Origin of the sequence: Mycobacteroides sp. H001 (assembly GCF_001440005.1) — a bacterium.
In the GTDB taxonomy this organism is placed as follows: Bacteria; Actinomycetota; Actinomycetes; order Mycobacteriales; family Mycobacteriaceae; genus Mycobacterium; species Mycobacterium gwanakae.
Genome location: NZ_LJYH01000046.1, coordinates 97,727 through 120,564, shown reverse-complemented (window position 1 = coordinate 120,564; position 22,838 = coordinate 97,727). Strand labels below are relative to the sequence as shown.

The 22,838-nt window shown below is 62.8% G+C and carries 19 protein-coding genes; 10 read left to right on the top strand and 9 right to left on the bottom strand.

What is annotated here, in order from left to right; genetic code table 11:
- Window positions 1-2: 2 nt before the first annotated feature.
- Entirely contained in the window at window positions 3-1,136 is a 1,134-nt protein-coding gene (locus AOT83_RS23270; protein ID WP_057963992.1) for a hypothetical protein, read from the bottom strand.
- A gap of 151 nt (window positions 1,137-1,287) precedes the next feature.
- On the opposite strand from AOT83_RS23270, the gene AOT83_RS23265 reads away from it, so the two are divergent.
- From AOT83_RS23265 to AOT83_RS23250, 4 genes are all read left to right on the top strand, one after another.
- A complete protein-coding gene (locus AOT83_RS23265; RefSeq protein ID WP_057963991.1) occupies window positions 1,288-2,901 on the top strand; it encodes a hypothetical protein in 1,614 nt (537 codons plus the stop codon).
- Window positions 2,902-3,110: 209 nt separating this feature from the next.
- Window positions 3,111-4,013 (top strand): hypothetical protein, encoded by a 903-nt coding sequence (locus tag AOT83_RS23260; RefSeq protein WP_234797654.1) that lies wholly within the window; start codon window positions 3,111-3,113, stop codon window positions 4,011-4,013.
- Between the two features lie 74 nt (window positions 4,014-4,087).
- Window positions 4,088-4,906 carry a hypothetical protein gene (locus tag AOT83_RS23255; protein WP_057963989.1) on the top strand — a complete coding sequence of 273 codons (819 nt, stop codon included), beginning with the start codon at window positions 4,088-4,090 and terminating at the stop codon, window positions 4,904-4,906.
- Between the two features lie 663 nt (window positions 4,907-5,569).
- Window positions 5,570-6,109, top strand: a complete 540-nt coding sequence (locus AOT83_RS23250) for a hypothetical protein (RefSeq protein WP_131726969.1) — start codon at window positions 5,570-5,572, stop codon at window positions 6,107-6,109.
- Between the two features lie 1,077 nt (window positions 6,110-7,186).
- On the opposite strand, the gene AOT83_RS23235 is transcribed toward AOT83_RS23250, so the two are convergent.
- From AOT83_RS23235 to AOT83_RS23210, 6 genes are all read right to left on the bottom strand, one after another.
- A complete protein-coding gene (locus tag AOT83_RS23235) occupies window positions 7,187-9,295 on the bottom strand; it encodes a DEAD/DEAH box helicase (protein ID WP_057963985.1) in 2,109 nt (702 codons plus the stop codon).
- Window positions 9,296-9,363: 68 nt separating this feature from the next.
- Window positions 9,364-10,848, bottom strand: a complete 1,485-nt coding sequence (locus tag AOT83_RS23230) for an amino acid permease (RefSeq protein WP_057963984.1) — start codon at window positions 10,846-10,848, stop codon at window positions 9,364-9,366.
- 100 nt (window positions 10,849-10,948) lie between these two features.
- Window positions 10,949-12,295 (bottom strand): HNH endonuclease signature motif containing protein, encoded by a 1,347-nt coding sequence (locus AOT83_RS23225; RefSeq protein ID WP_057963983.1) that lies wholly within the window; start codon window positions 12,293-12,295, stop codon window positions 10,949-10,951.
- A gap of 58 nt (window positions 12,296-12,353) precedes the next feature.
- Window positions 12,354-13,952 (bottom strand): fatty-acid--CoA ligase FadD1, encoded by a 1,599-nt coding sequence (gene fadD1 / locus AOT83_RS23220; protein WP_057963982.1) that lies wholly within the window; start codon window positions 13,950-13,952, stop codon window positions 12,354-12,356.
- Window positions 13,945-14,859 carry an alpha/beta fold hydrolase gene (locus AOT83_RS23215; protein ID WP_057963981.1) on the bottom strand — a complete coding sequence of 305 codons (915 nt, stop codon included), beginning with the start codon at window positions 14,857-14,859 and terminating at the stop codon, window positions 13,945-13,947. Before AOT83_RS23215 ends, fadD1 begins: the two co-directional genes overlap by 8 nt.
- Complete coding sequence (locus AOT83_RS23210; RefSeq protein ID WP_057963980.1) at window positions 14,856-16,178, bottom strand: NAD(P)-binding domain-containing protein; 1,323 nt, start codon at window positions 16,176-16,178, stop codon at window positions 14,856-14,858. Before AOT83_RS23210 ends, AOT83_RS23215 begins: the two co-directional genes overlap by 4 nt.
- 118 nt (window positions 16,179-16,296) lie before the next feature.
- Here AOT83_RS23210 and AOT83_RS23205 point away from each other — a divergent pair, with 118 nt between their 5' ends.
- Genes AOT83_RS23205 through AOT83_RS23180 form a run of 6 tightly spaced genes read left to right on the top strand, consistent with a single transcriptional unit; the run spans window position 16,297 to window position 21,225 of the window.
- Entirely contained in the window at window positions 16,297-16,926 is a 630-nt protein-coding gene (locus AOT83_RS23205; RefSeq protein WP_057963979.1) for a TetR/AcrR family transcriptional regulator, read from the top strand.
- Between the two features lie 23 nt (window positions 16,927-16,949).
- Entirely contained in the window at window positions 16,950-18,752 is a 1,803-nt protein-coding gene (locus AOT83_RS23200) for an amidohydrolase family protein (protein WP_057963978.1), read from the top strand.
- A gap of 43 nt (window positions 18,753-18,795) precedes the next feature.
- Window positions 18,796-19,119, top strand: coding sequence for a winged helix-turn-helix domain-containing protein (locus AOT83_RS23195; RefSeq protein WP_030098101.1), 324 nt, complete (start codon window positions 18,796-18,798; stop codon window positions 19,117-19,119).
- A complete protein-coding gene (locus tag AOT83_RS23190; RefSeq protein ID WP_057963977.1) occupies window positions 19,119-19,787 on the top strand; it encodes a cation transporter in 669 nt (222 codons plus the stop codon). The genes AOT83_RS23195 and AOT83_RS23190 overlap by 1 nt, the downstream gene beginning before the upstream one ends.
- Window positions 19,788-19,825: 38 nt before the next feature.
- Complete coding sequence (locus tag AOT83_RS23185; protein WP_057964013.1) at window positions 19,826-20,230, top strand: metalloregulator ArsR/SmtB family transcription factor; 405 nt, start codon at window positions 19,826-19,828, stop codon at window positions 20,228-20,230.
- Window positions 20,227-21,225 carry a cation diffusion facilitator family transporter gene (locus AOT83_RS23180; protein ID WP_057963976.1) on the top strand — a complete coding sequence of 333 codons (999 nt, stop codon included), beginning with the start codon at window positions 20,227-20,229 and terminating at the stop codon, window positions 21,223-21,225. Before AOT83_RS23185 ends, AOT83_RS23180 begins: the two co-directional genes overlap by 4 nt.
- Here the strand turns inward: AOT83_RS23180 and AOT83_RS23175 are convergent.
- Together AOT83_RS23175 and AOT83_RS23170 are read right to left on the bottom strand one after the other, a co-directional pair.
- Window positions 21,200-22,459 carry an amino acid permease gene (locus AOT83_RS23175; protein ID WP_057963975.1) on the bottom strand — a complete coding sequence of 420 codons (1,260 nt, stop codon included), beginning with the start codon at window positions 22,457-22,459 and terminating at the stop codon, window positions 21,200-21,202. The genes AOT83_RS23180 and AOT83_RS23175 overlap by 26 nt on opposite strands.
- Window positions 22,456-22,791, bottom strand: a complete 336-nt coding sequence (locus tag AOT83_RS23170; protein ID WP_030098096.1) for a YnfA family protein — start codon at window positions 22,789-22,791, stop codon at window positions 22,456-22,458. The genes AOT83_RS23175 and AOT83_RS23170 overlap by 4 nt, the downstream gene beginning before the upstream one ends.
- Window positions 22,792-22,838: the final 47 nt, after the last annotated feature.

Sequence of the window (22,838 nt, the reverse complement as noted above, 5' to 3'; positions counted from 1 at the left end):
CGTCAGTCATCGCCTCGACTGTCGCCGGTGCGCGCGATATCGATTACGGCCAGCAGCGCCGACCGATCCGAATCCGTACCGCCGACGTGGAACCGCACGACATCACTGTCAGGGTCAGCTATATGCGTACGCAGAACTGTCGCGAGGTACTGGTCAGCCTGGCCGTATTCGGTCGGGCAATTCGGGCCAATTGCGGCCAGATTGACAGTGAACACCCCGCCGAAGTCGGTGAATCCGGCAAGGACACCGCGCCATTGCATCCACTCGATGTAGTCGCCGCACACTTCGCCGGCCAGCGACTCCCAGTGAGCGGGCCAGGGCCCCGCCCACACCGGTCGCGGAATGTCCGGCGCGATCACCACCGATTCTCGTGGCTCGGAAAGATAGCCGGCCAGCAGCTCAGCAGCGGCTTCCACGCAGGGATCGGTCAATGCGGCAGCATCGGCTATCAAGGTCTGCTGTGAGAGCACCGCAGTCTTGCCTTGCCCAGCGACGATCACCAACGGATTGACCGTCAAGGCATGGATAGCTCCGGGCGGCAGACGAAGCGCCAGATCAACGGCGATCGCGTGCTCGGCGGGCAGCGCCTTGCCCAACCACGTCGATACCTCCAATCCGTGGATCCTGACCCGGTGCGCGGCGGTGTCGTCACGCTCAAGGCGGCGAATAACCAGGTACGTGAGGGCGACGGCGATCGGCAGAATGATCGCCGTCGCTAGCAGGACAACGGGACCCAGCAGCGAAACCGCCCACAGGACCAGCGCGCACAAGCCCGCCAACAAAATCCCGACAATGATCGAGGCGCCGAGGTCGGTGTGGCGTTGCGAGCGCCCAGCAAGCCTGCGGTGCTGATCGAGGTCGGCGAGCATCTTCTCGTGCCCAGGCCGCAACCGATGAGAACTCAGCATCCCGACGATCGCGGCCAGCCGGGCTTCGGCCGCTGCCGCCACCGGCGTCCCGGAGCGAGTTTGCAGCAGCGGCACCAACATCCACCCCGCTTCCACCAACCCATCAGCGCCGGCAGGAAACGGCGCACTGACCAACTCCCGGATCAGCGCCTGATCGTCGCGATCGGCAAAACCCCGTGCAGTTACCGCATTGAGAGCATGATCGTCAGACCGCTGCCTGTCATCCACGACATGATCAAATCAGGGATCGCCAATCCCGCTGCTATCAACTCGCTCATTGGATTGCTGTGATCCTGCAAGGCGTCCGAATCAATGAAGCGGGTTGCTGGTTCCTGGTTGTGCGACTCGGGGTGGGGTGGGGTTGGTTAATGTGGGCTTCATGGAGGAGGACGGGCGGGTTTTGGGCGGGGTGTCGTTGCGTGCCGAATTGGACCGTTCGGGGACTTTGACGGCAGCGCGTGCGGTGGCATTGGTCGCGCAGGTTGCTGTGGATCTCGATGGTTTAGCCGCCGATGGCGGGTTGCGCTCTGACATTGTTGACCCGGCCAATATCCTTCTGGCTCTTGATGGTTCGGTGTCTTTGGCTGGGCCTGCGACCGCTGTCGAGTCGGGTGTGGCCTATCTGGCCCCGGAGCGGGTGGCGCGCACCGCGCCGGTCAGTTCGGCCACCGACGTGTATTCGCTTGCGTGCGTCTTGTCTGAATGCTTGACAGGCCAGCCGCCACAAGCCGAAACCGGTGCGCCCGTTGTCCAGAACGTCGGCCCCTTAGTCCCGCCCGGTTTCAATGCCGTCTTGGCTCGCGGGCTCGCCGTGCGCCCGGGGGACCGTTTCCCCGGCGCGGGGGCATTCGCGGTGGCCGCGCGTAAAGCCCTGCGAGACGGCGACGTGGGCACTGTAGCCCCAACCTTCGGGCCACCACCAGCACAGCAGAATTTCCCGTCAACACCGGGCCTAGCACCTGGCGCAGTTCCGTATCCGTTCACTGTGCCGGTGGCGCCCGGGACGCCGATGCCCTCACAGTCATCGGCGGACTACCGTCGAGTGACTGATCCGCTTCCGAAGGGCCCGCGTCGGCAACTATGGATCACAGCATCGGCGATCGTGATCGCCATCGCACTGGTCACCGCACTGGTGGTCTTCATGCCGTGGTCAAGGCTAGGCGTCTCGCACGACAGTACTGGACCTGCAGGGCCAGATCCTGTCACCGAGCTGCCGTTTGATCACCCCTACCAACCCGAGGGTTTGGCGGTCGACGCGGATGGCAGTGTGTACGTCACCGGCGAGGTGTACGTCCCTGGCGCTGTCGGAAAGAAGCCGCGGGTGCTGCGGCTTTCACCTGGCGAACAGAAGCCCTCGGTGATGCCGTTCGACGCAATGTCCATTTACGGGGTGGCCGTTGATACACGCGATGGTGATGTGTATGTCGTGGCGGACGCGGCGGTGTGGTCTGTGGGCCGCGGGTTTTCGTCGCGGGTTCAGCTGCCGTTTCCAACGCTCAATCTGCCAAGAGCGTTAACGGTTGATGGCCTCGGTGCTGTGTACGTCGTCGAAAGCGCCGGCAAGCGGCCCACCTCGACGGTGTGGAAACTGTCTAAGGGTGCGGATCAACCGGTACCGTTGCCTTTTCCCGACGTGGCTTCGCCCAGCTCGATCGCCGTTGACCGCACCGGCAATGTCTACCTGGCAGCCAGGGTGGAGGGCGGCGAGTACCAGCTATTCAAACTGGCTCCAGGCGCCGTCGAAGCCGTGAGGGTGTTCCCCGGGTTGGATGCTGAAGTTATTGCCGTGGATTCCGCCGGCAACCTGTTTGCCGGTGTAAGGAGCTACCACGCCGTGTACAAAGTGAGCAGCGCGACGGGCGAAAAATCCAAGCTTGCGGAAACTGTTCCTTTCGCATACGCACTGGCCGTTGACGCCGGGGACAACCTCTACGTCGCTGGAAGCGACTTGGGAAGCCTCCAGGGCCGTGTGTTCAAGATGACGAAACCATGATGAACAGCAGCGATCCAGACAAACCAGCCTCAACACCAGGGCTACCACCAGAGCGCCAGCAGCAGTCGCAAGCCCCTGTGCTGAGTTCACGCGTTCGGGATGTGTTGTCCAATCGGAACATCAGGTTGCCCTCGGCCACTGGGTACCGCAGCGTCACCGAAAAAGTACGGCCCGTCAGTAGTGGCCAACGCTTGCGGCAGGCGGCCACCGTGGCGGCGGTGTTGCTTCTGATCGTCGTATCGATCGTGGCGGTACGCAATGTGGTGGGTATTGACGGGACAGCGACCGGACCACAATCGATGGATGTCCATTTGAATGTCCGCCCGGACAAGATCGCGGTGGACGAAGCCGGATATATCTACATCGCGGGCGAGGAGGGGGACTACTCGGGATACGGGGTGTGGAAGCTTGCGCCCGGCTGGAACGAGGGGACAAAACTGCCGTTTCCCGACGACGGTATGCATGCGATGGGTGTGACGGTCGATACTGCGGGCCGAATCTATGTGACCACTTTCCGCGGGAACGTTTTGGTGCTGACGCCCGAAACTGGCGAGGTCCGAAAATATCCGATCGATGATCAGGGCGACCTGGGAGATATTGCGGTGGACTCGACTGGGAACGTTGTTGGCGCGGGCAGTCGATCGGATGCTGGCCGCACTTCGTCGTGGGTCTGGACATTGAATACTGCGACCGGCGCGGTGACCCGTCTGCCGTTCCCTGAATCGGGGGCTAAGTATCAGGTCGCTGTTGGACCTTCAGGTGAGATCTACGCAGCATCAGGCTGCAATGGCGTATCCGTGAACTGGGTGTGGAAGCTGGAGGCGGGTGCTGCTGAGCCGGTGAAAATTCCTGACATGCCGCGGTGTCCCGGTCTGCTGGCGGTCGATCCGGCGGGCAATCTTTATGTCGGGGACCAGGCTTTCCCGGCTATTTTGATGATGGTTCCGGCCGGTTGGGCTCACGGATTCACACTGCCGATGCGCCATCTGAGCCAGACGTACGATCTCGCGGTGGATCATGCAGGAAACGTCTACGCCTTGAGCGTGGACTTGTACCCCACCCAGTTCACCTTGGAGACACTGACGATGGAGGCCTTAGCGGCACAGTCTTAGTCAGACGCGGGCTCCAAAGCTCGCAGGTATCGTGGCTTAGGCCAGATGCTGGTGACGGGAGGGATCAGACGAGCATGGCTGAATATTCATTGGAACCGGTGACCCGCGAACAGGCGTTGGCCGCAAAGACGGCGGCATTCAAAAAGCTGAACTGGCCGATCAGCTTTATCGGGGTTAGTACGCTCGGCTTGTTCATCGCCGGGTACAACATCGTCAACGACCCGACGGCACAGGCCTTTTGGGTGGCCTCGGGGATCTGCATACTGGTTGCGGCGGTGGGTGTACTGCGGCTCAAAACGGTCGCCAAACAGTGGTCGTATCGCATCACCCGCCAAAATACCGGCCTTGGCTGGCTGATCGCCATACCCGCAGCGTTGGGAACGTTCGCTCTGATCGGCTGGGGTACATCCGCAGGGTTGCAGGCGCTGGGCATACCCATCGCGCGGGTCGTCGGGATCATCATCTTGGCGATCAGCATTCTCGCCGCGATGGTTGTCGCGGGCCTGTACTGGGGCGCGACCCTGCTGTTCAAAGCCGATGCCGATGGCCTGTTTCCTATGTGCAAGACCGAGCATGACGGCTCGTGGGACACCATCGACGGCGTCGTAGTGACCACAGCTCCCGGCACTGTCGAGATCGGATTGATCCTGGCGCCCGGAACAAAGGTGACATCGGCGAAGAACAAGCCAGGTGAGATACTGACCGATCTACCGGTGCGAGTGTTGGTGCCGGATAACAAGTTTGACTTAGAAGCGATGAAATGGGCCCTGAACCAATCTGGTCGCACCGATGTGCCCCTGATTGAGCGCACTCCGGACGGGCACCAGCTGCTCGGCTACTCCAACCGTTGGCGCCAAGCCACCATTTCGATCGCAACACCGCGCCATCAATGAACAGGCGCACGGTCAGCCGGCGGGCTCTTACAGCTGCACGTGTTCGCGTTTGGTGACGATCCACCGGTTCTTGCGATACTCAAGAGTGGTGGCGATTGTGGCGTAATCGGTCTGCGCCGCAGGCCTTTTGGGTGTCGTCACTGACCAGGTCATCTGTGAATGAACGCGCGCTGAGGCGCCGGAGCACTCGATCTGCTTGCTGGTCAGTTCGGTGATGTGTGTGATGTATTGATCTGCGCCTGGGACCTGGCTGACGGAGAGGTAAGGCTATGAACGCGTAGCTGAGACGACTACGGATCGGAGCAGATCCGACTGCAGGCTTTTGGGGATTGCACGCCAGATGGCTGCCGGATCGAATTCAGCAGACATTCCGGGGGCTCTACGTCACCGGAGCGTCACGATTCGGCTACCGGTCAGTACGTTGAAACGCTTGTGCCAGTAGGCTAGTCGATGGTCGCGTCCAGCGCATGTCGAGATCTCCTTCCGGGCGCGACAGGTGTAGTGGCATATTTCGGCTGCATGTGTGTCCGCACTTGCTGTACCACGGGCGTGGCATTCAGTATGGCTGCGTGAATGGGTTTGCTAGGAGGGGAGCGTGCAGACTGACCGCCGTCGGCCAACCTGCCCGAGTGGGACAGCTGGACGAAGCGAAGGGTGAGGTCAGTGGTCTTTTTGAGGCACTTCACGCAGTACGCATCATCTTTGGATGAATTTTTGACGCAGTATGACCCGGGGGAGGTAGCGAGTCAGCCGGAGGCTTTTATAGGTTCAGTCTCCAATAGCGACGTGCGGCTGCGGGTGGCGATCACCATCCGCATGCTTGACGATGGAGGCGATCCCTCATATCAAGAGGGCAGCATCAATGCATTGCACGCAATGTTTGGACGTCTTGACAAGCGGCATCCCGAGCTGGAGGCACCGATGGTGCGTCGGTTGATTGAGGCCGGTGCTGACGTGAACTTGTATTCGCGGCGTACGCCAACGCCACTTGTTTTAATGCTGTCGAATGATCATTTACCCGGCGAGGATGCCGCGCCGTTTTATGACGTCTTCTTGGAACGGCCAGAGTTGGATTTATCGCTGCCGCTGGAGTATGGCAAACCCTGCACCGTCCGTGAAGGTCTGGAGTACATGGGTGCGCATACTCGACCATTGCTGGGGGAGAAGCTTCGTTTGCGTGATGAAAAATTCGGAACGACCTGAGGTCGAGTCAATCCTGTTATCGGGCAAGTGTTTCCATGGATATAGTGGATACCGAATGGGGCGCACTCGACGGCGCAGCCTCGGTGTTCGCAGCGGATTGATTTCGGGCTTCGTAGGGTCTCCGGCAGGCGACGGTGTGGCCAGGCGTGACACCTGTAGTGGTTTGTTTCGGTTGCGTGTGTGATCACACTTGCTGCACCTGGGTTGGCAGATTCAGTATGGCTGGGTGAGCGGGTTTGCTGCTGGGCATCCGCCCGATGATTGTGCAGGCATGAACTGCGTGATCCATGACCCCAGCAGCCACCACATGCGTGACTGGCTGCAGCGCTGCCGGCCAAACGGTGTTCTGGACCGTATTTGTGTGCACGGGCAGGCCCATCCTGATCCAGATCAATTCGCGTTGTGGGTTGCTCGGGGTTGGGAGAGGTTCGCGGTGCATGAGTGCGATGGCTGCTGCGCGCACGAGGGGTGCGTGCAGATCGGCCACCGCACCGCAGCTGACGTCGAGTCCGAGCTATCCCTGTTGAGAACGGTGCGGGACGTGCTCACAACCCGCGGAGTCTCTGCCCCTGGTCCGGAGTTGGAAGAATCGCTGCGTACTGAACTCAGGCGCATGCGAGGTCGGGGCGAGAATCACTAGCGCGCTAAGGCCCATCGATGAGATGTTTCGGCGTGCAGCTTCTGTCAGTATTGTCGAACGCGCTTGGAGTAGAAGCGGATTGAACCAGCTGTGGGCGCAGATGAGCCCAAACAACACTGCCATCGCGTATCCAGCGGCGTGGAACGTATGTCCTTCGCCCAGGGCAATCATGACAACGACACCCGCAGTCATGAGGATTATCGAGGCTGTGCGTTCTCGCATGCCCTGGGCGGCGCGCATACGCGCTAGACGGGCAGCGGCGTGCAACATGACCTGCCTAATCTCCGCCAAAGTTGCTTTTCTCGGCAGGATAGCGAATCGGCAGTTGGCAGCGCCTTTCAGCTGGTAGGCACAGCTAGGCGATATGGAATGTTTTTCGTCCAAACACTCAAACCGCGCATGCTGGAAGACCCCTGGGGTCGCTGAGCCCAGCCGGATCAGGCTGGTTGGTGGATGAGCAGTGGCAGTACCGCTCGCGCTCCGGCCTTGCGCAGATGGGCGGCGGCAACGGTGATGGGCCACCGGGTAGACGTCGAGTCTGCCACCAGCAGCACGCATCGGCCGTTGACCATGTCCCGGAGTGAGTCGTCTGTGCTGATCGCGTCACGCCAGTAGGCGGCTTCCTCGCCGCCGGAGGAATCACGGCCCGGAGCCATACCCACAACCGCTGGCATCGCCGCCTGCTGTAGGCGACCGATCGTCGCAATTCGCTCGGTCACCGGCCGCACCGGCCGGGGCGTACCGGTCAGCTGCAGCGACACCGCGATCTCGGGGCGGGCGACCCATTCGTGGCGCCATCGAGCGAGCGTGGAAACCGCGGCCTGGGTCAGGACTTCGATCGCCTCGGGTTCGCCCGTTACCGCAGCGGCGATTACCCCGCTCCACTCCGGAGCATCGGCATGGACCAGCACGCGGCCGGGCTCGGCGAGCAGGTCCGCTGGAATCTTGCCGCGGGTGCCGAACTCTCCGCCAGGCCACATCTTTCGGGGTTCAAGCACCGTGGAATCGGTGCGCAGGGTGGCCGCGACCATCTGCATCAGCTCGGCAGACGCGGGCGATCCAAGCCCATCGGGTGTCTGCCCGAGGCACACCGAGCACTGTCCGCAAGATGCGGCCTGGGGGTCGTCAAGCGATTCCGTGAGCAGCTGCATGAGGCAGCGTTCTCCACGTGTATAGGCCATCATGATGTCGGCTTCGCGGCGGCGGGTGGCAATGATGCCGTCGTAGTGCTCTGTGTCGAAATGCCAAGGGCTACCGGTAGATCGCCAGCCGCCGTCGACCCGCTCCACCGCGCCGTCGACGGCGAGCTGTTTGACCATGAGCTCGATTCGTGTGCGCCGAATACCTGTCTTGGCTTCGAGCGCGTTTACCGATACAGATCCCTCATCATCGCGCGTCTCACCGGCCAGAGCGGTGAGCACCGTGTCCATCTGCTTGGGATCGGGAATCGAAGCGGTGCTGAAGTAGTCCCATATACCGGCGTCCGATTCCGACGGAAGCAGCACGACTGCCGCATGGTCGATGGCGCGGCCGGCGCGCCCCACCTGCTGGTAGTAGCCGACTGGTGATGGCGGTGACCCGATGTGGACTACGAATCCGAGGTCGGGCTTGTCGAAGCCCATCCCCAGGGCAGACGTGGCGATCAGCGCCTTGATCCGGTTCTCACGTAGCGCGTCCTCCAGTCGGGCTCGCGCGTCCGCGTCGAGTTGGCCTGTGTACGCAGCGACTTTCGCCTGTGGGTGTACCGCGTGGATGGCGTTCACGAGCCGTTGCGCATCGGCGACGGTGAGTACATAGACGATGCCCGACCCAGGCAGTTCGTCGAGATGCTGAGCCACCCAGGCATAGCGTGCCAGCGGCGACATCGGTGGCAACACGTTGAGCTGCAATGAGCGACGGGCCAGCGGTCCCCGGAGAACAAGGGTGGCGTCGCCCAGTTGGGTCGCCACGTCTTCGGTGACCCGCGCGTTCGCGGTGGCGGTGGTGGCCAGTACCGGTGTATCCGGATTCATCCGGGTGAGCACGTCGGAGACCCGGCGGTAGTCGGGACGAAAATCGTGTCCCCAGTCCGATACCGCGTGCGCCTCGTCGATGACCAGCAGTCCCATGGAGCCTTCGAGTGCCGAAAGCACCCTACGGCCGAAAGAGGGGTTGGCCAGCCGTTCAGGTGATACCAGAAGCACATCGACGTCACCGGCCACGATCCGCGCTTCGATCGAACTCCAGTCGTCGAAGTTCGACGAGTTGAGCGTCGCGGCGCGCAGCCCTGCCCGAGCGGCGGCGGCGACTTGATCGCGCATCAGGGACAGCAGCGGCGAGACGATCAGTGCCGGACCGGCGCCCTCGGAACGCCGGATCGCTGTCGCAACCCAATACACCGCGGATTTGCCCCAACCCGTGGCTTGGACCACCAGCACCCGAGCTGCGGGCTCCAGTAGTGCTGTCACCGCGGTTTCTTGATCTTTCCGCAGGACTGCACCGGGACCGGCCAGCGCCTCGATCACCTCTCGGGCCTGATCTGCCCTGGCCCCATTCAGTTGGCCCATGCCTCAGGTCCCTCTCGTGTCCGACTACCGGTTGATCGCAACCTACAAGGCCGCCCCAACCGTTGCCGCTACCCGTCCCGGCCGCCCGGCGGGTCGTCGAGCATGGGAGTGTGCGCTATCACCGGGTAGGCGCCGGTGTATCCGATGCGCTCCTGCGCGAGCTGCAGTACGCGACCACGGCACAGGTACCAGCCCGCGGTCAGCACGGGGACGAGTACCACGATCGCGATCAGGTTCCACGCGTTCTCGTAACACATCAACACCACCACGGCCGCCAGGAACGCCAGCGTCAGGTACCCGGTGAACGGGGCTCCGGGCATCCGGAAACTGCCCCGCCGCAGGATGCCTCGCTGCGACCACCGGTACAGCTGGATCTGGCAGATCACGATGGTGGCCCACGACGAGATGATCCCGAGCGCCGCCAGATCCAAAGCGGTTTCGAACGCTTCGGCGGGAATGACCAGGTTCATGAATATCCCGACAAGTGTGAGGGCGCCGGTGACCGCGATGCCCATGAAGGGCACTCCGCCAGAGGTCATACGGGACAACACTTTTGGTGCACTGCCATTCATCGCGAGGGACCGCAGAATCCGCCCCGTGCTGTACAGGCCCGCGTTCAGGCTGGACAGTGCGGCCGTCAGCACCACGAAGTTCATGGCATCGCCGGCGTACGGCACGCCTATCCGGGAGAAGAAGGTGACGAAGGGGCTCTCGCCGGCTTTGTAGGTCCCATAGGGCAGTAGCAGTGCCAGCAAGATGAGTGAACCCACGTAGAAGACCGCGACCCGGAACACGACGGAGTTGATGGCCCGGGGCATCACCTTTTCCGGGTTCTCGGTCTCGCCGGCGGCGATGCCGACCAGTTCGACTGCGGAGTACGCGAAGACGACTCCCGAGGTGACGATGACCAGGGCCATCAGACCGGTGGGCAGCAGGCCGCCATTGTCCGCGATCACCGATGGCCCTGTGCTGGCACCCTCGACCGTGAAGCGGCCCGCCAGGAATACCGTCCCGATGACCAGGAAACCCATGATGGCAACCACTTTGATCAGAGCTGCCCAGAATTCCATCTCCCCGAACAGTTTGACGCTGATGGTGTTCATGGTCAGCACGATGATCAAGGCAATGAGTGCGATGGACCACTGCGGGATAGCTTTGAAGGCGCTCCAGTAGTGCATGTACAGCGCGATGGCGGTGACGTCGACGATGGCGGTGGCGGCCCAGTTGAAGAAGTACATCCAGCCTGCGACGTATGCCGCCTTCTCACCAAGAAATTCGCGGGCGTACGACACGAAGGACCCTGAGGACGGCCGGTGCAAGATCAGCTCGCCCAGCGCACGAAGGATGAAGAACACGAACACGCCGCAGACCGCATAAACCAAGAACAAGCCTGGTCCCGCGCTGTGTAACCGACCACCGGCTCCCATGAACAGACCCGTGCCGATGGCACCCCCGATGCCGATCATTTGGACTTGCCGGTTCTTCAGCCCCTTGTGATATCCCTGTTCTTCAGGGGCGGGCGCTGATGTGTCATATGTTGCCGGCGACGTCATCGTGCGACCGTAGCGACCGGAAAGTTGCTGAGTGGAACAACGACGTTACGAACATGCTGCGTGACTCCGCCTCAGCCGCCGAGTGGCGCTATCTCACCGGTTAGAACGGCGGTGGATTCGCCTTGGCGCGTGCGGCTTGTGCGTGCTCGCGTTGTAGTCGCTGTCGTTGGTTGAGGTTTCGTTCGGCGGTGCGGCGTTGTTGACGGTCCTGGGCGCGGGTGCGGGACCTGCTGAGATTGGCGAACAGTAACCCGCCGGCAGGGGTGGTGGGGTAGGTGTGTCCGGTGGGCGCTTTCCAGATGACGGTGCCGTCCGGCTCCTGAATTTCACGCCATCCGCAGAAGGTTTTCAGTAGATGGTGTTTGCGGCACAACGCCTTCAGGTTCTCTACTGAGGTACGGCCGCCGTCGGCGTATGCGACGCTGTGGTCCAGGTCTGCGGTATCGGCGGGGTGCGAGCAGCCAGGGAAGCGGCACATCTGATCGCGACACCGGATATAGGTGTCGAGGGTGCGGGTGGGCCGATAGCGGTCGGTGTCCCTGGCGTGCAGGGGCCGGATCCGGGTGCCGGGCTGGGTGGCAATGTGGCGAGCCTGCGCGCCATTGATGACTCCGAATCCGGATACCTGCGCGGGCTCAAGGTTTTCGGGGTCTTCGAGGGTGTCCTGATTGGCGACTAGGTGCACGATGACGGGGGTGTCGGCAACGGCAACCCCCGCGCAGCCGGGGTCATCGCAGGTGCAGCGCATCCGATCTAGGCCCTGAGTGAGGGCGCCGATGGCATCGGCACGCCGTTGGGCTTTGGTGCGCGGGTCGGCGGGGCAGACGGTGGCGACCAACTGTTCGAGGCGTTTGTCGAGTGCCACGGCGTGTGGAGTCTGCAGTACACCCCAGATCTCGGCCAGGGGGTCGCCGGTATCGAGGGGCCGGATCTCGAGGTGGCGGTCGTCGGTGGCAGTTTTGGTGCGGCGCACCGCGTCACGGTCGTGGCGGTAGATCAGCGCGTCGAGCGCGCCGGTGATCCGTTTGATCGACCAGCGTTCCCAGCGGGGCAGCGCTTCACAGATCGCCGCATCGACGGCGGCGACTAGAGCATCGTCTTCCAGTAGTTCGGTGCGCCCGATGATCAACGCGACGGTGCGAAAGTCGATGTCTCCGGCTGCGAATCGCTGTGCCACGGCACGCAGCCGATGGCGTAGGACATAGGCGTAGCGCATCTGATGTGAGGCCAACGCGTGGGTGATGCCCTGCGCTGCGGCCACTTGCGCGGCAACCTCGTCCCAGCGGTCCACCGCAAACCTGTCGCGAGGATCCTGCTGCTCGGGGTCCCCGTGGCGATCCACCAGCACGCCAATGGCAGAGAGTCGTCGCGCGGCTGCCTGTGCCTCCGCGCGCTGCGAGGAGCTGATCACATCGATCAGCCCATCGTCTGCCAATGTATAGAACATATGTTCGATATTAGTATGGAAAACTCGGCATCGCAATGGCTTTCGCCAACAACTCCAGTCACTCTGGAAACATAGACCGATGGGGATACCGCAAGGGCAGGTATTCGACCCCGCGCGCGTCGCGGTCCCACAGCTCATCGTCCCCGACATCGAGGCCCTCTGAAATCAGCACACGCTTGAGAATCTTGTTGGTCGCGGTGGACGGGAGTCCGGGCGCCAAGCGCACATATCGCGGCCAACCGGTTCGCGGCAGATCCTCCTGGGCGGCTAGAAACGCGGTGAAACCCGACGGCGTCAACGGCTCCCGCAGCACCAGCGCGGCCATCACCTCGTCGCCCCCGGAGGCGTCGCGGACGGCGTACACGGCCACCTGACTCACTGCGGGGTGTCGCTGCACGATCCGTTCGATGGGTGCGGCCGCCAGGTTCTCGCCATTGATCCGCATCCAGTCGGCTGTCCGTCCGGCTAGGTAGATCCAGCCGTCTGCGTCCCGGTAGGCAAGGTCGCCCGACCAATACATGCCGTGGCGCATCCGTTCACCGGTAGCCTCGTCGTCGTTGTAGTACCCCGAGAAAAAGCCTGCCCCTTGGGTATTCACCAACTCACCGACTGCTTCATCGGGATTGACCAGGATGCCGTGCGGATCGAACCGGGCCACGGCGCATTCGATCAACGTGTTGGAGTCGTAAATCGCGACACCGGGGAAGCCCTTGCCGATGGAACCCGTCGGCGTACCCTCCTCCCGGGTGACGATGACGGCATTCTCCGTCGAACCGAATCCGTCGTACACCGCGACACCGAATCGTCGTGCGAACTGGTCAATGTCGTTATCGCAGGCCTCGTTCCCGAACGCCACCCGCAGCGGGTTGTCCGCATCATCGGGCCGTTCTTGTGTGGCAAGGAGATATGCCAGTGGCTTGCCGACATAGTTCATGTAAGTGGCGCCGACCTCCCGGATGTCCTGAAGAAAGCCCGATGCGGAGAATTTCGCCGGGGCCAGCGCGGCACCCGCCGCCATTGCGACACCCCATCCGGCCAGCACGGCATTCGAATGAAACAACGGCATCGAGACATAGCAGACATCGTTGGGGCACAGCGAGAATCGGGATACCAGCGACTGAGCCGCGACGAGCACCATCATGTGTGTCACGAGAACTGCCTTCGGGTCACCGCTGGTCCCTGAGGTGAAGATCATCATGAAGGGGTCAAGGGCCGCGGCAGTTCGATACGGCTCCAGCGCGCCGGCCGCCTCGACATCGCGGCGCCAGCCCGTCCCATCGACATCGATCACAACGACGTCAGATAGATCCAACGATTCGAGCAGAGGGCGATGCTCGCTGTCCACAAGCAGTAGCTGCACATCCGCCTTGCGGATATCGCGCACCAAACCCTCACCACGACGAGTGTTGTTGATCGCGCACAGGATGTATCCGCCCTGCGCGGCCGCAGCCATCGCAATCGCCATCGCAGGGGTATTGCCCAGCAGGGTGCCGACGTGAAGAGGCCGGTGCGGGTCGGCCTGCCGAATCAGTGCTGCCGCCTGACGGTTCGCCTCGGCCACGTACTCGCGCCAGGTCCACGTCGCGCCTCGATACATGAGTGCAACGTTGTCGTCGGTGGCCCGGGCACGCACCAGTTGCTGAATGGTCTCAGCCATGAACTGCTTCGGTCAGCGACGCCGACCGGACGCCCAGGTGTCTTGTCAGAAAGCCTATTTGGTGGGACACGACGGAGTCGAAGCACTCCTGGCCCTGATAGACGCCGAAGTGATCACAGGGGTAGTGGCGCACCTCGGCCCGTGCCTTGAAGGCGGCCTTGGCGGCGGCGTACGGTGGCGCGGCCCGGTCGAAGTCGGCGACCTGTACCAGCGTGGGACAGTTGATTCGCGCGGCATGGCGGGTGGGACGGTACGCGGCAAGTCGAGTGCCCACCGTCGCGTCGATCTCGTTGCGCCAAGAGGGTCCCGCGATCGCCAGATGTGCCTCGTAGTACCCGTCTGATGTCAACGCCGCGAGTTCTCCCGCATGCCCGACGATCGGAATGGTCTGCTGGTGACGTCCCACCCGGCTGCGGATACCGGTGAGCGCCGAGCGAGCCAAGGTGCGGGCGCTGTGCTCGCTCATCGCCGAGCGCGCCGCCGCAATGCCGTCCACCAACGGCGTCACCGAGACGACGGCCGCGATATCGTTTCGCGAACCGGCGACTGCCAGTACGTGCCCACCGGCGAGGGATACGCCCCACAAGACCACCCGCCTGGGATCAACACCGGGGAGGCGGGCGGCGGCGTTCACGGCAGCGTGATAGTCGCCGATCTGATGGCTGAACGAAACCTGTTGCCGGGGAAAACCGTCGGAGGATCCGAAGCCGCGATAGTCGAACGCGAAGGCGTGCATGCCCGCGTCGGCGAACCGCTCCGCGAAGGCTTCCAGTCCCGAATCCTTGGTACCGCCCAGTCCGTGTGCCATCACCACGACGGGGGCCGGCTCCGTTGCCGTCTCCGAACGGTACAGCCATGCATCACAGTCGATTCCGTGGCTGTTGAATCGGATGCTCTGCCGGTTCATGCGGCACCCCTCGCCCGCGCGAGTCCGCGGGGGATCTCCCTGGTTCTCATATCGTGTTCGTAGAGGAAATAGTCCAACTGCTGCGTGTGGCGCGGGCGATCAAGCATGTGCCCGGTGTACTTGCGATGTTCCGCCTCGATCACCTCGTGCATCTCACCGATCGAGGGCAGCCGGTATTTGCCTGCCGCATAGGCACCCACCAGTCGTGCCTGGCATTCGACGAACGGAAACAAGGATGGAACGGCCTGCGCCAGGCCGACGAAGATCAGGTCGTCCAGCCCGGGTTTGAACATCCGTTTGTACAGGTCGATGCGGTTGTCCGGCGCACTGAGAAATTCCGGATCGAAGAACGGGAAGGTGATGTTGTAACCCGTGGCGAAGATGATCACGTCGAAGTCCGCGGACGTGCCGTCTTCGAAGTGCACGGTGTCACCGTCCAGTCGATCGATGTTCGGCTTGGGATCGATGTCTCCGGATCCAAGTCGCAGCGGGAGCTCGACGGATTGGGTGAAATGTGCCTCGCCGAACTTATGGTTCGGCATCGGTAGCCCCAACTGATCGGGGCGTCCCGACATGAGGGGCTGCATCATCTGAAAGAGCTTGCGTTGCCATGACATCGGTATGTGTGGGCTGGTGCGGAAGTACTTGTCGGCGGGCTGGCCGGCCACGTACTTGGGGACGATCCAGGCGCCGGACCGGGTGGAGAGGGTGACGGTGTTTCCGGTAGCCCGGGACGATAGCTCTACCGCGATATCGGCGGCGCTGTTACCCAGGCCCACCACCAGGATCCGTTTGTCCATGAGATCCAGGGGAGTGCGGGGATCGATGTAGTGGTGAGAGTGCAACGTCGTGCCGGTGAAGGTTCCGGGAAAATCGGGATATCTGGGGTCCCAGTGATGTCCATTGGCGACGACGAGAAGGTCGAACAATCGGCGTTCACCCTTCTGTGTCAGTAGTTCCCAGCCACCGGTTGACAAGCGCTCGGCGTGGACGATGCCGTTCTGAAATTCAATATGGGGCTTGAGGCCAAAGGCCGTCGCGTAGTCCTCCAGGTACTGCTTGATCAGGGTGTGGTGAGGAAAATGTGGGTAGCTGTCAGGCATGGGGAAGTCGCGGAAGGAGAGCTGATGCCGCGAGGTATCGATGTGCAGGGAACGGTACGCACTGCTATGGCCGTTGGGGTTGCCGAATGCCCAGTTTCCGCCAATGCGATCGGACGTTTCGAAACAGGTGTAGGGAATTCCGTAGTCAGACAACATCTTCGCGGACGTCAGTCCGCTGATTCCGGCACCGACGATCGCGGTGTTGGGTCGGGTCATGGGACTCCTTGAGGTCCGGCCGCGGCATTGCGGTCGCTTGTGAACAGTTTCGAAAATCTGTTCATCCGAAGTGTACACAGATCTTGAAATGTGTCTACAGCTTGTCTAGATTGAGGGCATGACTGCGGTGTTCGATGAAGGTTCGATACCCGACCCCGATGGCGATTCAGTGGCCGCCCGGCTACTCGACGCTGCCGAGAAAATATTGTCTGACAAGGGAATTCGGGCTACAACGATGACGGACGTGGCGGAGGAAGCCGGCGTATCGCGTTCCTGGCTGTACCGCCACTTCCCGGACAAGCAGACTCTGGTGGGTGCCGCGATCATCCGATTGATCGAGATCAGCTGGGCCCGGTCCGCCGCGGAGCTTGCGGACATCAAAGGGTTCGAGGCTCAGTTGGTGGTCGGCGTGAAAATCGGGCGCCGTGCATACGACGATCCCGGCACCCTGCTCATGCGGATGCGAGTACGCGAGCCCGAGGAGTTCATGGCCTGCGCCGGTGCGGGCGTGCAGGGGCTGGTGCCCGATCTCGCCGGATTCTGGCGTCCGTATCTCGAGGCGGCCCGCGATGCCGGAGAGATTCACGCGCGCACAGACATTGAGGAAGCAAGCGAGTGGATCGCCCGTGTGATGATCAGCCTGGGCAGCGTACCCGGGAACCACATGGACCCGGATGATCCTGCCTCCCTGCGCCGCCACTTCCGGAGATATGTCCTACCAGCGCTTCGCATAGCGCCCGTGAAATAGCAGTAACACAAGGAGAGTCGACCATGGCTTCGCACAACGACGTGCAGTTCGACACGGTGATCAAAAATGGGCGATGGTTCGATGGAACCGGCGCGGCATCGGCTATCCGAGACATCGGGATCAAGGACGGCCATATTGCCGCGATCTCGCACGGCGACCTCGATGTCACGAACTGTCCGCACATCATTGATGCGACGGGAAAATGGGTGCTCCCGGGGTTGGTGGACGTCCACACGCATTACGACGTGGAAGTCCTCGCCGCACCCGCACTGTCGGAGTCGGTGCGGCACGGCGTGACAACGGTGCTACTGGGTTCTTGCTCGCTGTCCGTGGTGCATGTCAACGGCGTCGATGCCGGGGACATCTTCGGCAGGGTGGAGGCGATACCGCGCGATCACGTCATCGGGGCGATGGATCGGCACAAGACATGGACGAATGCGCGCGAGTACATCGCGGCGCTGGAGTCGCTTCCGCTGGGGCCGAACATCGCCACGTTCCTGGGGCATTCGGATATGCGCGCGGCGGTGATGGGTTTGGATCGCGCCACCCGTAAGAACGAACGGCCCACGCCCGATGAGCAGTCGCAGATGGACAGGTGGTTGACCGAGGCCCTCGATGCTGGTTTTGTCGGAATGTCCTCTCAGCAGCTGCTCTTCGACAAGCTGGACGGCGATGTGTGCCGTTCTCGGACGCTGCCGTCTACCTATGCCAAGCCGCGTGAGCTGCGAAAGCTCAAATCCCAGCTTCGCCAAAGGAATCGGGCGCTGCAATCCGGTCCGGACATCGAGAATCCGTTGAACGTGTTGTCGCAGGCAGTCCAGTCTCTGGGCATCCTGCGCAAGCGGCTATCGACGTCGCTGCTCTCGGCGGCCGATATCAAGGCCAACCCGTATGCGATCAGGGCGATGGGGCCGCTCGCTCGCATCATCAACAAACTGGGTGGCAATTTCCGCTGGCAGCATCTGCCCGTGCCATTTGAGGTCTATGCGGACGGTATCGACCTGGTGATCTTCGAAGAATTCGGTGCGGGGGCCGCGGCCCTGCACTTGCGCAACGAAGTGGAGCGCAATGATCTGCTGCGCGACGAGAAGTACCGTCGCCGGTTCCGCAAGGAGTACGAGAGCAAGTTTGGTGTAAGAGTCTGGCACAGAGACTTTTTCGATGCCGAGATCGTTGCCTGCCCTGATGCCTCGGTCGTCGGCAAGTCTTTCGGCCAGGTCGGTCTGGACCGCGGGGGCCTGCACCCTGTCGACGCGTTCCTTGATCTGGTGCTAGAACACGGCGCCGCCATCCGCTGGCGCACCACTATTTCCAATCATCGCCCCGAGGTGCTCAGGCAGCTCGCGCAAGATCCCGGCATCCAGCTCGGCTTCTCCGATGCCGGTGCTCACCTGCGGAACATGGCCTTCTACAACTTCGGGCTGCGGCTATTGAGGCATGTGCACGAGGCGCAACTAGCCGGACAGCCGTTCATGACCATCGAGCAGGCCGTGCACCGACTGACTGGTGAGCTTGCCGATTGGTACCAGATCGATGCCGGTCATCTCCGAATCGGCGACCGGGCAGACCTTTTGGTGGTTGACCCCGCGAGGCTCGATGGATCCCTTACGGAGTATGCCGAGCAGTCCGTTGCTGCTTACGGGGGATTGTCGCGGATGGTCAATCGCAATGATGAGACAGTCTGCTCGGTGCTGGTCGGCGGACACGGCGTCGTGGTCGACGGCAAGCCCACCGAAATTCTCGGAAAGGAGCGAACGGGAGTCTTTCTGCGTGCCGGGCAGAAAGCACGTTCGGCTTCGGCGGGGCACGTAACGGCCGCCAGTTAGTACATCTAGATCTGAATACAGCAAAAGATGTACTATCCATGTCATGGAGACTCTGGTCCATCGTGATGCCCTGACGAGATTTGGATCGGCACTGTCGGACCCGACGCGCTCGGCGATCCTACTGAGCTTGCGATCGCGGCCCGGTTACCCTTCGGAGCTCGCCGAGGAGGTCGGGGTATCGCGTCAGATCACCTCGAATCACCTTGCGTGTCTACGCGGTTGCGGACTTGTCATCGCCGTTCCAGAGGGTCGGCGCACCCGTTACGAGCTGGCCGATGCGCGGATTGCCCACGCCCTGGATGACTTGGTGGACTTGGTGCTGACGGTCGATCCGTCCTGCTGCCCGGCTGATGAAGGTTGCTGCTGATGGTGCTCACGTCCGAGCGCCGAGACGTGCTCAATCGCAGGGTGCGTCTTTTCGTCGCCGCCACGATCACCTACAACGTCATCGAGGCCGTCGTCGCCCTTTCGGAAGGTGCGCGGGTGTCCTCGACCGCGCTGATCGGCTTCGGCTTGGATTCGGTTATCGAGGTGTCTTCGGCCGCCGCGGTGGCGTGGCAATTCAGTGCCGAGGATCCGCAGACCAGGGAGAAGGCCGCGCTGCGGGCCATCGCGTTCTCATTCTTTGGGCTGGCCGCGTATGTGACGGTGGAGTCGATCCGGTCGCTGGCAGGGATCGGCGAGGCGCGGCATTCGACGATCGGTATCGCGCTGGCGGCGGCGAGCCTCGCGGTCATGCCGGTGCTGTCTTGGGCGCAACGCCGGGCGGGTCGTGAGCTGGGATCTGCGTCGGCAGTGGCAGATTCCAAGCAGACGCTGCTGTGCACATATCTGTCGGCGGTCTTGCTGGTAGGACTGCTCGTCAACTCCCTCTTCGGGTGGTCATGGGCGGACCCGGTCGCGGCGCTCGTGATCGCTGCCATCGCGGTGCGTGAGGGCATGAACGCCTGGAGGGGCGAATCCTGCTGCGCACCAATGACCACGTCGGTGCCGGGGAATGCCGCCGCCGACGGATGCGGGTGCTGCGAGCACTGACAGGCTCCATGGTCTACTATCTGCGTATCAATGCAGATATGCAGCAGAGGAGCGTCGTGGTGAATGCTGACAGTTCGCCATTGGGCGATGAGCAGGTTGGGCTGGTAGTCGAAGTATTTCGAATGCTGGCCGATGCCACCCGGGTTCGGGTGTTGTGGGCACTGACTGGCGGCGAGTTATCGGTCAATGAGCTGGCCGACCACGTCGGCAAACCGGCGCCCTCGGTGTCGCAGCATTTGGCGAAGTTACGTATGGCCCGGTTGGTCCGGACTCGTCGCGACGGCACCACCGTTTACTACAGCCTGGAAAACGAACACGTCGAGCAGTTGGTGACCGATGCCGTCCACAACGCCGAGCATGCCGGTCCGGGAATCCCGCCGCATCACCGCGCCGAGGCCGTGCTGCATACCGCCGGATCCGTGAAAAAGGTTGGTAAGAAATGAGTCACACCCGAAACCAGCCCGCTCATCACGATCACCATGATCATGGTCATCGGCATCCCGGAGGGTTGAGGGGCCTGCTCGCCGAGATCGTGTCTCCGCATAGTCACGATGCCGCCGACAGCATCGACGATGCCCTCAGCTCCAGTGCGGCCGGAACTCGGGCCGTGAAGATCAGCCTGGCCGCGCTGCTGGTGACGGCTGCGTTTCAAGTGGTGATCGTGGTGGTGTCCGGTTCTGTGGCGCTCGCCGCCGACACCATTCACAACTTCTCCGATGCGCTCACGGCGGTGCCGCTGTGGATAGCCTTCGCACTCGGAACACGGGTCGCGACAAGGCGATACACCTACGGATTTGGACGTGCCGAGGATCTGGCCGGCCTGTTCGTCGTATCGATGATCGCGCTGTCGGCCGTGGTGGCGGGCTATGAGGCTGTGATGCGTCTGATCCACCCGGTGCAGATCGGTCAACTGGGTTGGGTGGCGGTCGCCGGAGTGGTCGGGTTCATCGGAAATGAACTCGTCGCCCTCTACCGGATCAGGGTAGGCCGCCGGATCGGTTCTGCGGCGCTGGTCGCCGATGGCCTGCATGCGCGCACCGACGGGTTCACCTCACTGGCTGTGGTACTGGGTGCCGGAGGTGTCGCATTGGGATATCCCTTGGCGGACCCGATCATTGGATTGGTGATCACCGTGGCGATTCTCGTGGTGCTGCGCACCGCGGTTCGAGATGTATTCCGGCGGTTGATGGACGGGGTGGATCCCGCATTGGTGGATGCCGCGGAAACGGCCTTGGTGGCTCAGCCGGGGGTGCGCACCGTGCGCAGCGTGCGGCTGCGATGGATCGGGCATCGCCTCCACGCGGATGCCGAACTCGATGTCGACCCGGACATCAGCCTGGCTGAAGCGCACCGGATCGCTCATGTTGCCGAACATGAACTGACTCATGCGGTGTCAAAGCTGGACAGCGCTCTTATTCACGCGTATCCGGGCCACTGAGGCGGCGGACCGCGTAGATGAAGATGCCGACTGCCAGCACGGCTGCACCGGTGACGACCGAAGGCCGTGGCAGTGAGAGGGCAATGACCACGCAGCCTGCCAGACCAAGCGCGGGAACTATTCGCGGCGGTCGCCCCTCGGCGGGGGCGAGTGTCCACGCCGAGGCATTGGCCACCGCGTAGTACACCAGCACCGCGAAGGACGAGAACCCGATCGCGCCGCGCAGGTCCGCGGTGGCTGCCAGGATCGAAACCACAAGACCGACAAGAAGTTCAGCGCGGTACGGTACTCCGTACTTGGGGTGCACCGCCGCCAGGGCGTGAGGTAGATGGCGATCACGCGCCATCGCGAAGGTGGTGCGTGAGACCCCGAGGATGAGTGCCAGCAACGAGCCCGTCGCCGCCACGATGGCGCCGATCCGCACCACCGGTTCCATCCACCGCACACCCGCCGCGGTGACGGTGTCGAGCAGGGGAGCCGCAGATGCCGCCATCCGCTGGGGACCCAGTGTCGTCAATGTCGCCACGGCGACAACGGCATACACAACCAGAGTGATCGCCAACGCGATGGGGATCGCGCGGGGGATGGTGCGTGCCGGATCGCGCACCTCCTCACCCAGAGTCGCGATGCGGGCATATCCGGCGAACGCGAAAAACAACAGGCCCGCGGCCTGCAGCACTCCGGTGATCGACACATCGGTGATGTCGAGGGTCACGACCCCGATGCCGTCGGATCCGAACGCCGTGACCACAATCGCCGCCAACACCGACAGCACGATCGCCACGATTGCGCGTGTCACCCATGCCGACTTTTGAACTCCCGCATAGTTGATCGCGGTCAGGGCCACCACGGCCGCCACGGCGACGGCGTGTGCGTGGGCAGGCCACGCGTAGAAGCCCACGGTCAGGGCCATGGCGGCGCATGACGCGGTTTTCCCGACCACGAAGCCCCAACCGGCCAGATATCCCCAGAAGTCGCCGAGACGCTTGCGGCCGTACACGTAGGTGCCGCCTGAGGCGGGATACACCGCGGCCAGGCGGGCCGAGGATGTCGCATTGCAGTAGGCGATCACCGCGGCCAGTCCCAGGCCCAGCAGCAGCGCTGAACCGGCCGATTGGGCGGCGGGCCCTAAGGCGGCGAAGATTCCGGCGCCGAGCATGGAGCCCAACCCGATCATGACGGCATCGAACGTGCCCAGCTCTCGGCGCAAGGGGCCGGACGCAGCGCGGCTCATGCGCTCCGCGGCATGTACATGATGACGGCCACCCCTACCAGGCAGACGAGCGCGCCGCCGATGTCCCAACGATCGGGCCGGAAGCCGTCCATCACCATGCCCCACAAGAGCGACCCGGCAACGAATACCCCGCCGTAAGCCGCCAAGATGCGGCCGAAGTGGGCATCCGGTTGCAGGGTCGCCACGAATCCGTAGGCGCCCAGTGCGATCACTCCGAATCCCACCCATGTCCAGCCGCGATGCTCGCGCACCCCCTGCCATACCAGCCAGGCACCGCCGATCTCGAGGACCGCGGCTGCGGCGAATAAGAGGATCGACTTTGCGACGAGCATGGGGTGAGCCTAATCGCCCAGATCGGACCCGCAGCGGGTGCGCGGAT